Origin of the sequence: Caulobacter sp. FWC26 (assembly GCF_002742645.2) — a bacterium.
Taxonomy (GTDB): Bacteria; Pseudomonadota; Alphaproteobacteria; order Caulobacterales; family Caulobacteraceae; genus Caulobacter.
Map to the genome: position 1 here is coordinate 2750242 of NZ_CP033875.1, position 14250 is coordinate 2764491.

Sequence of the window (14250 nt, forward strand, 5' to 3'; positions counted from 1 at the left end):
GCCGTCTCGCGCGGCCCAAGGACCTGAACAACGCCATGAAATCGCTCCTGCTGGCCGCCTCGGCCATTACCCTCTGCACGCCTGTCACCGCCCTGGCCGCCGATCTCGCGGCCGCCAACGACCAGACACCGGCCGATAGCCAAGTCTCGTCGGTCATCGTCACCGCCCGCCCGAACCCCGAGGACCCGCAGGTCGTCGCCGACGCCCGCCGACGGCTGTCGGAGACCCCCGGCGGCGTGTCGGTGGTCTCGCAAGAGAGCTACATCAGCCGCCAGGCCCTGGCGCTGGACGACATGCTGCGCGACGCCCCCGGCGTCTACGCCCAGCGCAAATGGGGCGGCGACATCCGCATCTCGATCCGCGGCTCTGGCATCGGCAACACCGTCCACAATCGCGGGCTGCTGCTGGCCCAGGACGGCGTGCCGCTGAATGAAGCCGATGGGTTTGGTGACAGCCAGGTCGCCGACCCGCTGAACACCCGCTACGCCGAGGTCTATCGCGGCGGCAACGCCCTGCGCTTCGGCGGGGCCTTGCTGGGCGGGGCGGTCAACCTGGTCACGCCCACGGGCAAGGACGCGGGCTTCGCCAACCAAGTCCGGATCGACGGCGGCTCGTTCGGGCTGCTACGTGAGCATGTCGCCATCGCCCGCCAGTCGGGGAGCTGGGACGTCTATGCCGCGGCCACAAACCAGACGGCCCAGGGCTGGCGCTCGCAGAGCCAGCAGAACATCCAGTTCGGCTCGCTCAATATCGGCCGCAGCTTCGGCGAGGACCGCGAGGTCCGCTTCATCGTCAACGGCTCGAATATCAACCAGGAGATCCCCGGATCCCTGACCCTGGCCCAGTTCCAGGCCAATCCGCACCAGTCGGCGGCCGGCAACCTCTCCGGCGACCAGAGCCGCAACCAGCGCGGCCTGCGCGGTTCGCTGCGCACCACCTGGCGGCTGGACGACAGCTTGGTGTTCGAGGGCGCTGTCTATGCGGTGTGGAAGGACCTGGACCACCCGATCTTCCAGGTCATCGACCAGCAGAGCCGCAACTGGGGCGCCTTCGGCCGCTTCGACTGGGACGGCGAACTGGCCGGCAAGCGGGCCGACGCCTTCTTCGGCGCCTGGGTGCGGACCGGCGACTTGGACAGCAATTTCTACGTCAACAATCGCGGCGCTCGCGGCGCGCCGACCTCGCGGACCTTGCAGAACGCCAAGGCCGTGGACGTGTTCGGCGAGGGCCGTCTGTTCGTCACCGACCGCGTCGCCGTGGTGGCCGGCGCGACCTGGGGCGAGGCGCGGCGCGACTACACCAGCTTCGCCATCCCCGGCCAGGCGGCGACCTTCAACCTCAAGGCCGACAAAACCTATGACTGGGTCTCGCCGCGCGTCGGCCTCCTCTGGCAGGACGAGACCGGCAACCAGGTCTTCGCCAACCTGACCCGCTCGGTCGAGCCGCCGAACTTCAGCTCGATGAGCCCGACCAATACCGGCTTCGCCCCCGTGAAGGCGCAGAAGGCCTGGACCGGCGAGGTCGGGGCGCGCGGCCACAAGGGTCCGTTCACATACGACCTGACGCTCTATCGCGCCGAGCTTCGGGACGAGATGCTGCAATATGCGGTGACCTCGTCGATCCCGGCCTCGACCTTCAATGCCGACAAGACAATGCACCAGGGGATCGAGGCGGCGCTGGACTGGGCCGTGGCCCCGCGCTGGCGCCTGCGCCAGACCTGGAGCCTGTCGGACTTCCGCTTCAAGGACGACGTGCAGTTCGGCGACAACCGCCTGCCGATCGTGCCGAAGACCTTCTACCGCTCTGAGGTCCGCTACGACGACCCGCGCGGCTGGTTCATCGCGCCGTCGGTCGAGTGGTCGGCCAGCGACGCCTGGATCGACTACAAGAACACCCAGGCCACGCCCAGCTATGCGATCGTCAATCTGAACGCCGGCTGGAAGGTCACGCCCGCCGTGTCGCTGTTCGTCGATGCCCGCAACCTGACCGACAAGGCCTATGTCTCCAACACCCAGGCCGCCGTCGCCTGGACCGCTGCGACTGCCACCCTGTGGCCCGGCGACGGCCGGTCGATCTTCGGCGGGGTCACCGTAAACTTCTGACCTATGCAGGCGCGCCCGGCGCGTCTGCCCCACCCGCCCTTTCGAGCCGCTACACCTGTCCCCCCATGGACGAGTCGGTCGGCCAAAACAGGGCGCTACGGTTTGCGAACCCCTCGTCCTTGCCCCAATTCAGGGTGCGCCGGCCAAGCGTGAGGTGAATCTTCGAGCCCATCACGCGATGGATCCGCGCCTGGCCGGATGGTTCAAGTTCCGTGTGAGCTCCTTGCATCGCGCACGGTGACGCCGATCGACGGCGGGCCTGGTCGTGCCAACCTTGGGCGAGCGACGCTGAAGGCTGAATCCTTGGGGAGCCCCTCAGCGGGCCTCGCCGCTCGGTGGGTGACCAATCAGCTGGGCGCATAGTGCTTCGGCCAGGTCCGGGTCCCCGTCGGCGATGGCCTGACCCAGACCCCGGTGAAGTCCGACGTCCTCCAGCTGGCTCTCCGGCGACTGCTTTTCCATCTGCCAGATCCAGAACCGGGTGGCGACGTTCTGCAGGGCGATCACGAACCGGGCCAGCGTCGGGTTCTGGGCGGCGACGGCGACCGCGCGGTGAAAGGCCAGGTCCATGGCCAGCATGGCGCGAAAATCACCCGTGGCGATGGCGTCTTCGGCGCCGGCGAAGGCGTCGAGAATGGCCACGACATCGGTCGGACGGCGATTGCGCGCGGCCAGCGCGGCGGCCTTGCCTTCGAGCATCCGCCGGACCTGAAAGGCGTGCTCGATCTCGGCGACATCGAGGGGCGCGACGATGGTGCCCACGCGCGGGCGACGCACCACCAGCCCCTCGATGGCCAAGCGCCCCAGGGCGTCCCGGATGCCCGCGACACCGCCTGCGTAGCGGGCGGCCAGGGCATTCTCCTCCAGGACCTGCATGGGCGGCAGATCACCCAGGATGATGTCCTGCAGAAGGAGGTCATAGAGCCTGGCCTTCTGGAGACCGGGCGACCAGGCGCCGTGCGGCGCGACACTATTGAGGGGCCCCTTCATGGGCGGGGCGCGATCGACGACTTCATGGCCAAGGTCCTAGTGACAAACCCCGCCGACGTCATTCCCATTGGCCTCTAAAATGTAAGACTTTCGAACGGCGACAAGCGCTTGGCCCGGGCCGGCCGCCCGCTCTAAGTCGCCGCCATGTCCTGCCCCCACCCTGCTCCCGGCGCCGTCGCATCGGCGTTCCAACAGGCCCTTGAAGCCGGCGCGGCCCTGGCCGGCGCCACCGCGCCCAATCCACCGGTCGGGTGCGCCGCCCTAGCCGCCGATGGCGAGATCCTGGCTGTCGCCGCCCACCATGGCGCCGGTCACGCCCATGCCGAGGTCGCCGCGCTGGAAGCCTGTCGCCAGACCGGCCGGCTGGATGCGGTGAGCGCCCTCGTCGTCACGCTCGAACCCTGCAATCACCACGGCCGCACCCCGCCCTGCGTCGAGACCATCCTGGCCAGTCCCGTCCGCGCCGTCTGGATCGGCACGCCAGATCCGAACCCGGCGGTGCGCGGCGGAGGCGCGCGCCAGCTCGCCGCCGCCGGTCTGGACGTGACCTTCGCCGCCGACCTGCCCCACCCGATGGCGCCGCGGCTGGCCGCCCGGAGCGCCCGGCTCATCGCGCCCTTCGCGCGGCGCCTGCGAAGCGGCCGGCCGTGGGTGACGGTCAAGCAGGCCCTGCGATCGGATGGCTCCATGATCCCGCCCGCCGGCGCCAAGACCTTCACCAGCGCCACGTCGCTGGACCTGGCGCACGCCTTGCGCCGCCGCGCTGACGCCATCGTCACCGGCTCTGGCACGATCCTGGCCGACAGCCCTCTCTTCACCGTGCGGCGGGTCCCCGACCCGCGCCTGTCCCCGCGCCGCCTGGCCATCCTCGACCGCCGCCGCCGCGTCCCGGCCGCCTATCTGGCCCGGGCACGGATGCAGGGCTTCGCGCCGAGCCTACACGACGACCTGCCGACGCTGCTGGCGCAACTGGCGGAAGATGGCGCCCTGGAGGCTTTGATTGAGGCTGGGCCGACCGTGACCACGGCGGTGCTGGCCGGCGATCTCTGGGATGAGCACGTCGTCATCAGGACAGCGGACGCGGCCGATCAGGACGACCGGATCGAGGTTCGGCTGGCCCACGATCTGGAGGCCCGCGCCTGATGTTCACCGGGATCATCGAGACCGTCGGCGAGACCCTGTGGGTGACGCAAGCGGGGGACGGCGCCCTCAAGATCGGCCTGGCCACTGGGTTTTCCGATCTGACCCTGGGCGAAAGCGTCGCCGTCGATGGCGTCTGCCTGACGGTGATCGCCCAGGACGACGCTGGAGAGGCCACCTTCTTCCTCAGCGCCGAGACGCTGGCGCGCAGTACCTTCCCGACCCTCGCCGTCGGCGCCCGCGTCAATCTCGAACGGGCGCTGCAGGTGTCGGCGCGGCTGTCGGGTCACATCGTGCAGGGTCATGTCGATGGCCTGGCGCGGATCACGGCCATCACCGGCGACGAGGACGATCGTCGCGTGCGCCTCAGACTGCCCGACGGCCTCTGGCCCTACTGCGTCGAGAAGGGATCGATCACCCTGAACGGCATCAGCCTGACCCTGACCGATGTCGGCCCGATCCAGGCCCCTGACGGGTTCAGCGTCGGCGTCGCCCTCATTCCCCACACCTGGACCCACACCACCCTGCGGCACGCGGTCGTCGGCGATCTCGTCAATGTCGAAGTCGACGTGCTGGCCAAATATGCGGAGCGTCTATGTCACGTCTATCTGAAGCGCTCGCACGCCTGAGGGCGGGCGGGATGATCATCGTGGTCGACGACGTCGACCGGGAGAACGAAGGCGACCTGGTCATGGCCGCCGAGCATGTCGACGCCGCCGCCATCGCGTTCATGGCCAAGGAAGGCAGCGGGCTGATCTGCCTGTCGCTGGAGGCCGGGGCCGTCGAGCGCCTGGGCCTGGCGCCCATGGTCGCCGACAACCGCACCCGACGCGGCACGGCCTTCACGGTCTCGATCGAGGCGGCGGAAGGCATCGACACCGGCATCTCGGCCCACGACCGGGCCAAGACCATCGCCGCGGCCACCGCGCCGGGCGCATCCGCCGTCGACCTGGTCTCGCCGGGCCACGTCTTCCCGCTGCGGGCCGCGCCGGGCGGCGTCCTGGCCCGCCGCGGTCACACCGAGGCCTCCATCGATCTGGCGAAACTGGCCGGACTGAGGCCCGCCGCCGTGATCTGCGAGATCATGAACCCCGACGGCGCGATGGCGCGGGGCCCGAGCCTGGACGCCTTCGCGGCGCGTCACGACCTGCCGATCGTCTCGATCGCCGAGCTGGTGGCCCATCGTCAGGCTGTGACCGAAGTGGCGCGCTCGCACCTGCCCAGCGCGCGCGGCGACTTTGAAGTCGTGGCGTTCCGGTCGGCGGAAGCTGAACACCTGGCCCTGATCGCCGGTCCGCGCGATGGCGCCGCGCCGTTGGTCCGTATCCACTCGGAGTGCCTGACCGGCGACGCCCTGGGCTCTGGGCGATGCGACTGTGGCGAGCAGCTGCGCGCCGCGATGGACCGCATCGGCCAGGAAGGCGGTGTGCTGATCTATCTGGGCGGTCACGAAGGGCGGGGCCTTGGCCTGGCCAACAAGATCGCCGCCTACGCCCTGCAGGACCAAGGTCTCGACACGGTGTCGGCCAACCATGCCTTGGGCTTCGTCGACGACGCGCGCGACTACGGCGCGGCGTGCCAGATCCTGCAGGCCCTGGGCGTGCGGCAGGTGCGCCTGATGACAAACAATCCGCGCAAGGCCGAGGCCGTGACGGCCGGCGGCCTGACCGTGGTCGAGCGCGTGCCGGTGCTGGCCCCGATCACCGCCGACAACGCCGCCTATCTCAACGCCAAACGCGACCGGCTTGGCCATGACCTCGGTCACGTCGCCTGAAAGGACCTCACGCCATGACCCATGATCTTCCCCGCATCGCCCTCGTCGTCAGCCGCTTCAATGCCGACATTGTTGACGGCCTGGTGCTGGGCGCCCGCGCGGTCCTCGAGGCCGAGGGCGTCAGCCTGGGCGAGGAGGACATCGTGGAGGCCCCGGGCGCTTTCGAGTTGCCGCTGATCGCCCAGACCCTGGCCGCCAGCGGGCGGTTCGATGGGATCGTCTGCCTGGGCTGCGTCATCAAGGGCGACACCGCGCACTTCGAGTATATCAGCCAGGGGGTCGCGGCCGGCCTGATGACTGCGGGGCTCAGCACCGGACGGCCGATCAGCTTCGGCGTCCTGACGACCTACGACGAAGACCAGGCCCTGGCCCGCAGCCGCGAGGACGTAGACAACAAGGGCCGCGAGGCCGCCCACGCCTGTCTCCAGGCCTGGCGGACGCTCCGGTCGATCAGATCACGCGCGGCCTAGACGGCGCCGCAGGCCGACGACCGCCCGGACTGAACGGCGTCGCCGATTGGGGAGCGGGTGACTGCCACAGGAACGGGCGAACACGCCCATTCCTGTGTCGAACACTCGACATCGAATACTGTCTAACCTCCTGACTTTGCTCTGGAACCAAAGTCTTTCGCTGGGATTGAAGCTGCAGTGAGCGGCCTCGGCAAAGGTTGTCCGGGCCGGCGGTGAGGACAGGGCCAGCCCATGACGACGGCGTCACGCGACAAGATCTTCGAAAAAGAACTGGTTTCGCAGATCCCCCACCTGCGCGCGTTCGCCCGCTCGCTCTGTGGGGATGCGGTTCAGGCCGACGACTTGGCCCAGGACGCCGTCGCCAAGGCCTGGCGCTGCCGTGAAAGCTTCGAGCTGGGCACCAACATGCGCGCCTGGACCTTCATGATCCTGCGCAACCAGTTCCTGTCTGAGAAGCGGCGCAGCTGGCGGTCGGTGGAACTGGATCAGGAACGGGCCGAGCAGACCCTGGTCGCCACCGACAATCCAGCCGCCGCGATCGAGCTGGACGATGTCCGCCAGGCGCTGATGGCGCTGCCGGTCCCGCAGCGCGAAGCCCTGATCATGGTCGGGGCCGGCGGCTTTTCCTACGAAGAGGCCGCCGCGGTGATGAACGTGGCGATCGGCACGGTGAAGAGCCGGGTCAACCGCGCGCGCACCGAGCTGCAACGCCTGCTGGAGACTGGCGACTATGCCCGCGATGGCCGCCCGGTCGGCGAGGCCATGGCCGCGCTCACCCCCTGGGACGTGGCGCAACGCGCCGACGTCGTGCTGGACGCGCAGTCGGCCGCGTGACGGCCGCCCCGCCCCCGGACACCACCCAGCGCCCGGCGACCAGCCTGCTGCGCAAGCTCGGACCTGGTCTCGTCACCGGGGCGGCGGACGATGATCCCAGCGGCATCGCCACCTATTCCCAGACCGGCGCGCAGTTCGGCTATGGCCTCTTGTGGACCATGGTCCTGACCTATCCGCTGATGAGCGCGATCCAGCTGGTCAGCGCCCAGATCGGTCGGGTGACCGGCAAGGGCCTAGCGGCCAATCTTGGCGAGGTGATGCCGCGCTGGGCGGTCAATCTGCTGGTGGTTCTGCTGCTGGTGGCCAACACCATCAACATCGGCGCGAACCTGGCGGCCATGGGCGCGGCCGCCGAGCTTCTCGCCCATCGCGGGTCCCACATCTTCACCGTGGGGTTCGCGGTGCTCTCGCTACTGCTGCAGCTCTTCGTGCCTTACCAGCGCTACGTCGCGTTCCTCAAATGGCTGACCTTCGTCCTGCTGGCCTATGTCGCGGTGCTGTTCACCGTGAAGCTCGATTGGACCTCGGTCATCCAGGGTCTGGTCTGGCCGCGCGCGCAGCCGTCGGCGGCGCTGATCACGGCGATCGTGGCCATCTTCGGGACCACGATCAGCCCGTATCTCTTCTTCTGGCAAGCCGCCCAGGAGGTCGAGGAGGTCAATCGCAAGGCCCATGCCAAGCCGCTGACCGAAGCGCCCAAACAGGCCGGCCGGGCCATGCGGCGCATCCGGCTCGACACCCTGGTCGGCATGGCCGTCTCCAACCTGGTGGCCATCGCCATCATGCTGGCCACCGCCGCCACTCTGCATGTCCAGGGCAAGACCGACATCACCAGCGCCGCCGACGCGGCGCGGGCCCTGGAGCCGGCCGCCGGGCGCTTTGCCTTCCTGCTGTTCGCGCTGGGCATCATCGGCACCGGCCTATTGTCCGTCCCGGTACTGGCCGGCTCGGCCGCCTATGCGGTCGGGGAGTGCCGCAAGTGGAAGTGCGGCCTGGCGCACAAGCCGTGGGAGGCGCCGGGGTTCTATGGCGTGATCGCCGCGGCCACCCTGCTGGGGGTCGGTATCGACTGGTCGCCGCTCGACCCGATGAAGGCGCTGTTCTGGAGCGCGGTGATCAACGGCGTGATCGCCGTGCCGATGATGGCGGCGATGATGCGGGTGGCTTCGCGGCCCGGCCAGATGGGGCAGTTCGTGGTCGGGCGCGGTGTGCGCCTGCTGGGATGGATCGCCACGGTCGTGATGGGCCTGGCGGTGGCGGCCATGGCGCTCTCGCCGCTGCTGCCGCGCGGCTGAAGCGGCCGGGCGCGGAGTCCTCGCGCAACTGGAACCGGGTCAGGTCCAGTTCCGTTGAGCCGATGGAACCGACGCCGAGAGATAGCGCCCGATGATCTACGACGCCCTCATCGTCGGCGCCGGCCCGGCAGGCCTGACGGCGGCTACCTATCTCGGGCGCTTCCGCCGCAAGGTCCTGGTGCTCGACGGCGGCCCGTCCCGCGCCAGCTGGATCCCCGAGAGCCACAACACGCCGGGCTTCCCGCAGGGAGTTGGCGGCGGAGCGTTGCTCGCCCGTATGCGCGACCAGGCCGAACGCTACGGCGCCGTGTTCCAGACCGCGCGGGCAGAGACCTTCGAGCGTCGCGGCGACCTTTTCGCGGTACGCCTCTCCGGCGAGAGCGGCGGAACGGTTCAAGGGCGCACCCTGCTGCTCGCCGCTGGCGTGGTGGACATCAAGCCCGACCTTCCCGGGATCGATGCGGCCATCCGGCGGGCGCTCGTGAGGATCTGCCCGATCTGCGACGCCTATGAGGCCATCGACCAGGCCATTGCGGTGCTCGGCGATGGGCCGCTGGGCGCGCGCGAAGCGATCTTCCTGCGCACCTATTCCAACCAGGTGACCTTGCTGCATCTGGGCGCGAGCGACGATCTCGACCTTGTGGCGCTGCGCGAGGCCGGCGTCACCGTGATGGCCACCTCGCTGGGCGCCGTCAGGCTGGAGGACCAGGTGATCGTCGAGACGGGCGACGGTCGGGCGACCTTCGACTGCCTCTATCTGGCGCTCGGGTGCGAGATGCAGAGCCGTCTGGCGGTGCGGTGGGGCGCCGAGCACGACGACGACGGCAACCTGAACGTCGACGCCCATCAGCGCTGCTCGATCGACGGCCTCTATGCGGCGGGGGACGTGGTCCGAGGCCTCAACCAGATCGCCATCGCCACGGCCGAGGCGGCGGTCGCGGCCACCGATATCCACCGACGCCTGCGGCAGATCGATCCTTCGCCCGGCGCCTGAAGGCGGCGCCGGGCGGGGATTACCCGTCGGCCTCTTCCTCGCGCTCGTCGAGGACGGCCATCGCGCCCATCAAGTCCAAGATCTGACGCCGCGCGGTGGACGGCAGGGCTGGAAAGTTCCGCGCCAACTCGACGCCCTCGGCCGACATCAGGAAGGCCTGCGTGGTGCGGGCGATCCGCTCGGCGTCCTGAGCCAGGGCGCTCTCGGGCTCGACGGGATCGGGCAAACCCTCGAAGAACCAGCCGACCGAGGTGTTCAGCACCGCCGCCATGCCGTGGAGCTTGGAGGCGCTGATCCGGTTGGCGCCGCGCTCGTATTTCTGGAGCTGCTGGAAGGTCAGGCCGACCGCGTCGGCCAGGGTCGTCTGGCTCATGCCCAGGCTCTTTCGGCGCAGGCGAAGCCGGGCGCCGACATGCAGATCGACGAAGTGGGGTGATGTTTCGGTCGGCACGTCGGTGCTCCCTGGGCGCAATTGTCCTCAGGGGACATGACGGTTGACCGCCGTTACGCCGAGTCGGTCCAGCAGCCAGCGGTCGCGCGCGGGCGAGTCTCGTCCCAGACGCGAAAGTCGAGACGCGCAACATCCCCGATCAGGGTTCGCGGCCACGGTCGGCCCGCCCCTCGCGCGTCCTCAGCCAAGGGCGCGCACAGCCGCCAAGAACAACATCAGGGCGCCGAGTAACCCGGCGATCCGGCTAGCGCCCAGAACCAGGCGCTCGAGGCCACGCGTGGTCACCGACGCGCCGAAGCTGCTGAAGGTTTCCAGCCCGGCCATATTGCGCCGATAGAAGCGACGGCGTTTGACCCACAGGTCGGCAGCGACGGCCAAGGCCACTAGCCCGATACCAACAATCCATTCCATGGCAGCCTCCACGCGCCGAACTCAACCCTGGATAAACTATCACACCCCTGGCGACATCCAGAGCCGAACGATCAAGCCACCCGCCCGTCAGGTCCGCCCACGACCCCGACAATCTCTTCGAGGCCGGAAGAATGTCCCGCCGCCGCGCGCCGCCGCCTTTGCGGCGGCGCGTCGCGACGCGCCTGCCCCCCCTGGCCCAGCAAGCCGGAGCGCCCTCCCCGCCCCGGCCGCCTCTGGCGCCAGGCCTAGTATTCCTCGGCCAGCATCAGGGTCAGCACCCGCTTGGTCACGGCCGGGTCGGCCGGATCGGTCGAAGCCATGCAGAGGTCGAGGTCGTAGTAGTCGATCTTCCAGAAGAGCTTGGCGTCGCCGACCATAAAGGCCCCGCAATCGCGCTCGCCGTGCGGGTTGTTGTCCTCGTGGAAGTCGGTGAAGGCGGTCACGGCGGCGAAGGCCTTCAGCTTGTCGCCCTCAGGCAGCGCGTGAACGCCCTGGGTCAATACCCAGCCCGCGCCGGGCTCGGCGCGGCAGGCGTCGTTCAGGGCCGCGATGGCGGCGGTATGGTCTTGCTCGGTCATAGGAATTTTCTCCTAGGTGCTCGGGGTCAGGCGCAAAGCGCGCCTGACCCCGACGCCCGTCGGCGAGACCGGGTGTGCAAACGGAGGGGCGGCTTCGCGGGGACCCGGCTGCAGGACGGCCAAGGGCCGGCCGAAGCTGGGCGGAAGCCGATCCGAAGTGCGCCGAGGGCGGAGCCCTAAGCTGGCGCGTCCGCGTCAGCGGGCGCTCATGACAATGAAGCCTGCACAGGAGCCCGCGCGCAGCGCGTGGCGGGAGGCGGCGTCGAGCGTCCGGCGGCAGGCCAAAAGCCTGCCCGCAGGGGCGCGCCCGAGGGAGCGGCGAAAGCCGCGGGACCGAGCGTGCCCGCCGGTCGCTCGCCGGATCAGGCAGAGCCTGGCGCGAAAGCGCCGGGCGGCGCCCCGAGTAGCCCATTTGGACGCCCGCAACAGCGACGCCGGTCAGCGAACGCCGTTAACCAAGCTTGACAAGAGGCAAGTTTTGTGGTAGTATAGAAGTAGGATTGGGATTCCCTCAATCCGTTTTCAGCGCCCTTCAAACCGACGACTGAGAAAGAAATCAGATGAACTGAAATCAATAAGAGAGTTATAAATTGTATAATCCATTTATTCAACGCATTTTCCAATCCCGCCAAGCTCGCAACGGCGGGCTCGTTCGCCGCAATATCGGCTGGGTCAATCTTTTCGCCTCCATGGAACAGCTCGAAGCCGAGGTTCGCCGCCGCGGCTTCCACATGTTTGTCGTCGGCGACCAGGCGCTCATCCTCTGCAACAGCGGAGGCCTCACCTTGGTCTGCTAAAGCGCCCCACCACCGTCCTGGGCCTCTGGCCCAGGACGTATTCTCTTCACGGCCCCCGCCCCTGCGGGATGCGAATGACTCCCGGACAGGCGACGGAAGCTCTCTTTGACCGACACGAAGATCACCGAGGGGCTGCGCCCATCCAACCGCGTCCAGCGGGTCCTGATCTCATCGACCAGCTGGTTCATCGGCGAGTTCGCCGGCGATGATCTCTTGATCACCCACGCCTGGCCCAGCCTTGGAAACCGGGCGGCACGCCAGAGGATGCTGGCCGATCGCCATGCGCGCGGCGCCTTCGTGGCTGCGTTTCTGACCGACGACTACGAGAAGGCCCCAGGCGTCGTGGTCCCGCAATATGCCGGCTACGGCGAGATGTTCGCGGCCGGGATGAGCGTGCTGTTCGGCAAGCGCTTCGACGCCCATGGCTCGCTGCAGAACGATGGCATCTTCAACCTGCCCGATCTCAGCGCGTTCTCGACCTTCACCGATCCGGAGCTGCCGCAGAACAACCACCGTCCGCGCAAGACCCTGCCCGTCCTGCTGAACCTGGAAGAGGTCACCCGCCTCTATCCCGTCTGGACGGGCACGCGCGACATCCCGGCCCTGCACGCCTTCGACGCTGCGTGCCGCTTCTACATGCGCGCGCTACAGAGCAGCGAGCACGATCCCGAACAGGCCTATCTGCACCTGATCACGGCCGGCGAGATCATCTCCGAAGCCCAGTACCCGGCCGGCGGGCGGCTGCTCGACCCGGAGCTGGAGGCTCTCCTGCAGCGGATCGAGAAGGACCTGCCCGACGGCAAGGCCGCCGGCAGCACGCTGCGAAAGCGACTGTTCGAAATCAAGCGACGGTTCGTGACCACCTTCGTGGACTATATCGACCAGCCCTTCTTCGATGGGGGCGAGGCCGAGGCGGCATTCTGGTGCTTCCAGCCCGACAGCTTCAAGGCGTCCATCGGCGCGGCCTACGACCTGCGAAGCCGCTTCGTCCATACTGGCCAGTCATTCGCGGGCTGGGTCGAGCCCAGCCACCGGCTCAACGACGTCCAAGGCGGCCAGCCCGTCGTCAACGACAAAGACCTCCGCAAGATCCTGGAGCGCGCCCCGACCATCCTGGGTCTCGAGCGCGCAACCCGCTATCTGATCCTGCGCTTTGGCCAAGCGCGCCTCGGCCTCGACCTGACACCGCCCCCGCCACCCGAAACCACAGCCTAGCGACCCCAGACCGGGCATCCAGCGTTGAAGAACCCAACCGAAGGCGCGACAATGCGCCGGTTCATTCACCCGGGGGAACCGTGGGCCTCGCTGCGTTCAAAACCGTTCGACAGGCATTGGTGGCTTTCGCCGCCCTGCTGATGGCGGGGCTGTCCGTGCAGGCGCCGGTCGAGCAGGCCCATCTCGACGCGGACTTCGTTCAGGCCGCCAGCGCTTTGACCCAAGCGGCCGCACCCGCGGTCGCCGAGACGCAGGACGCTTCAACCTCCGTGAGACCGAGCGCGGTTCAGACCCCGACCGATCCTCACGCATCCGAGGCGCCGGCCTCGGGCGCGCATCATCACCATGCCGACGGCCCGCCCCTTCACGATCAGGTCGCGAACGCCAACGCTCCGACCATCGCGGCCACTGCAGCGGCTCGGTTCCGGCTGGACAATGACCACCGCGCCGGCCTGACCGGCAACCCGCAAGACCGCCCGCCCAGATCCGACCTCGAACCTATCGCCTAGACCGCGCGGCCCTGGCCGCGTCCTTCGTGTTCGAGGATTCCCATGTTTCTGAAATCTTCAGGCCGCACGTCGCGGCTCCATGCGCCCGCGCGCGCCTCCACTCTGCTGTCGTCGATTGATCACCGGAGCGTCGCTCCGTGAGCCCGATCCATGACCTCACCCTCTATGCCGCCGCCCATCCCTGGGCCGTGACGGCCGCCGTGCTGCTGGTCCTGATCGTCCTGATCGCCAGCCTGGTCTGGCTCTGGCAACGGCAGGCCGAGGAGATCCTCAGCCTCTACAAACAACCCGACGACGACCCACACCGGATCGATCTTGAGAACGGGCGCTTTCGGCTGGACATCGTGCGCCGCCACGCCGGCTGGCGGTTCGTGATCACCTGCCGTGACCACGATCTCAAACCCGGCGACGTGGTCGTGACCACAATCCGTCCGGACGGCTTGGGCCAGCGTTTCGACTTCGCTCGCCGCGGTCGACGCCTGCAATCGATCGTCAAGGTGCGTGAACCGCTGATCTTCGTGGCCCACGTGTCGATCAGCTGGGGCGGTTTCGACTCCACCTTCGTGATCGGCTTTGGCGGCGCCGTAGAACCGATCCGCGCCCACGGCGAAGTGCTCCGGCGCCCGGAGACCACCGCTGACAAAGGCTAGAGCGCCGACCTGGCGCGCCCGCCGGGTTCGCCCGGCGGGC

General features: G+C 68.6%; 16 protein-coding genes. 12 read left to right on the forward strand and 4 right to left on the reverse strand.

Features of this window, described 5'->3' with window-relative positions:
• The first annotated feature begins 35 nt into the window (after positions 1-35).
• Positions 36-2102, forward strand: coding sequence for a TonB-dependent receptor domain-containing protein (locus CSW63_RS14660; RefSeq protein ID WP_099503343.1), 2067 nt, complete (start codon positions 36-38; stop codon positions 2100-2102).
• 315 nt (positions 2103-2417) lie between these two features.
• Here CSW63_RS14660 and CSW63_RS14665 read toward each other — a convergent pair whose 3' ends face one another.
• Complete coding sequence (locus CSW63_RS14665) at positions 2418-3092, reverse strand: GntR family transcriptional regulator (RefSeq protein ID WP_062099893.1); 675 nt, start codon at positions 3090-3092, stop codon at positions 2418-2420.
• A gap of 144 nt (positions 3093-3236) precedes the next feature.
• Between CSW63_RS14665 and ribD the strand changes: the two genes are divergently transcribed.
• The 7 genes from ribD (at position 3237) to CSW63_RS14700 (ending at position 9599) form a co-directional block, all read left to right on the forward strand.
• Positions 3237-4235: a bifunctional diaminohydroxyphosphoribosylaminopyrimidine deaminase/5-amino-6-(5-phosphoribosylamino)uracil reductase RibD gene (gene ribD, locus CSW63_RS14670; RefSeq protein ID WP_062099894.1), complete on the forward strand. Its 999-nt coding sequence runs from the start codon at positions 3237-3239 to the stop codon at positions 4233-4235.
• Positions 4235-4861, forward strand: a complete 627-nt coding sequence (locus tag CSW63_RS14675; protein WP_062099902.1) for a riboflavin synthase — start codon at positions 4235-4237, stop codon at positions 4859-4861. The genes ribD and CSW63_RS14675 overlap by 1 nt, the downstream gene beginning before the upstream one ends.
• Positions 4828-6006 (forward strand): bifunctional 3,4-dihydroxy-2-butanone-4-phosphate synthase/GTP cyclohydrolase II, encoded by a 1179-nt coding sequence (locus tag CSW63_RS14680; protein WP_062099895.1) that lies wholly within the window; start codon positions 4828-4830, stop codon positions 6004-6006. The genes CSW63_RS14675 and CSW63_RS14680 overlap by 34 nt, the downstream gene beginning before the upstream one ends.
• Positions 6007-6020: 14 nt before the next feature.
• Positions 6021-6476 carry a 6,7-dimethyl-8-ribityllumazine synthase gene (ribH, locus tag CSW63_RS14685; protein WP_062099896.1) on the forward strand — a complete coding sequence of 152 codons (456 nt, stop codon included), beginning with the start codon at positions 6021-6023 and terminating at the stop codon, positions 6474-6476.
• Positions 6477-6707: 231 nt separating this feature from the next.
• Complete coding sequence (locus tag CSW63_RS14690) at positions 6708-7310, forward strand: sigma-70 family RNA polymerase sigma factor (protein WP_066683756.1); 603 nt, start codon at positions 6708-6710, stop codon at positions 7308-7310.
• The gene (locus CSW63_RS14695; protein WP_062099897.1) at positions 7307-8605 is read left to right on the forward strand and encodes an Nramp family divalent metal transporter; all 1299 of its coding nucleotides are present in this window, start codon (positions 7307-7309) and stop codon (positions 8603-8605) included. The genes CSW63_RS14690 and CSW63_RS14695 overlap by 4 nt, the downstream gene beginning before the upstream one ends.
• Before the next feature lie 91 nt (positions 8606-8696).
• Entirely contained in the window at positions 8697-9599 is a 903-nt protein-coding gene (locus tag CSW63_RS14700) for an NAD(P)/FAD-dependent oxidoreductase (protein WP_062099898.1), read from the forward strand.
• A gap of 19 nt (positions 9600-9618) precedes the next feature.
• On the opposite strand, the gene CSW63_RS14705 is transcribed toward CSW63_RS14700, so the two are convergent.
• From CSW63_RS14705 to CSW63_RS14715, 3 genes are all read right to left on the reverse strand, one after another.
• Positions 9619-10050 carry a helix-turn-helix domain-containing protein gene (locus CSW63_RS14705; RefSeq protein WP_062099899.1) on the reverse strand — a complete coding sequence of 144 codons (432 nt, stop codon included), beginning with the start codon at positions 10048-10050 and terminating at the stop codon, positions 9619-9621.
• A 180-nt stretch (positions 10051-10230) separates the two neighbouring features.
• Entirely contained in the window at positions 10231-10461 is a 231-nt protein-coding gene (locus tag CSW63_RS14710) for a hypothetical protein (protein WP_062099900.1), read from the reverse strand.
• Between the two features lie 245 nt (positions 10462-10706).
• The gene (locus CSW63_RS14715) at positions 10707-11039 is read right to left on the reverse strand and encodes a DUF3768 domain-containing protein (RefSeq protein ID WP_066730511.1); all 333 of its coding nucleotides are present in this window, start codon (positions 11037-11039) and stop codon (positions 10707-10709) included.
• 590 nt (positions 11040-11629) lie between these two features.
• Here CSW63_RS14715 and CSW63_RS14720 point away from each other — a divergent pair.
• The 4 genes from CSW63_RS14720 to CSW63_RS14735 all read left to right on the forward strand — a co-directional run bounded on the left by CSW63_RS14720 (position 11630) and on the right by CSW63_RS14735 (position 14210).
• Entirely contained in the window at positions 11630-11836 is a 207-nt protein-coding gene (locus CSW63_RS14720; protein ID WP_062095592.1) for a hypothetical protein, read from the forward strand.
• Positions 11837-11941: 105 nt separating this feature from the next.
• Positions 11942-13051 carry a HEPN domain-containing protein gene (locus CSW63_RS14725; RefSeq protein WP_062095594.1) on the forward strand — a complete coding sequence of 370 codons (1110 nt, stop codon included), beginning with the start codon at positions 11942-11944 and terminating at the stop codon, positions 13049-13051.
• 119 nt (positions 13052-13170) lie between these two features.
• Positions 13171-13560, forward strand: a complete 390-nt coding sequence (locus CSW63_RS14730) for a hypothetical protein (RefSeq protein ID WP_127846983.1) — start codon at positions 13171-13173, stop codon at positions 13558-13560.
• 137 nt (positions 13561-13697) lie between these two features.
• The gene (locus tag CSW63_RS14735) at positions 13698-14210 is read left to right on the forward strand and encodes a hypothetical protein (protein ID WP_062095599.1); all 513 of its coding nucleotides are present in this window, start codon (positions 13698-13700) and stop codon (positions 14208-14210) included.
• The last annotated feature ends 40 nt before the right edge of the window (positions 14211-14250 follow it).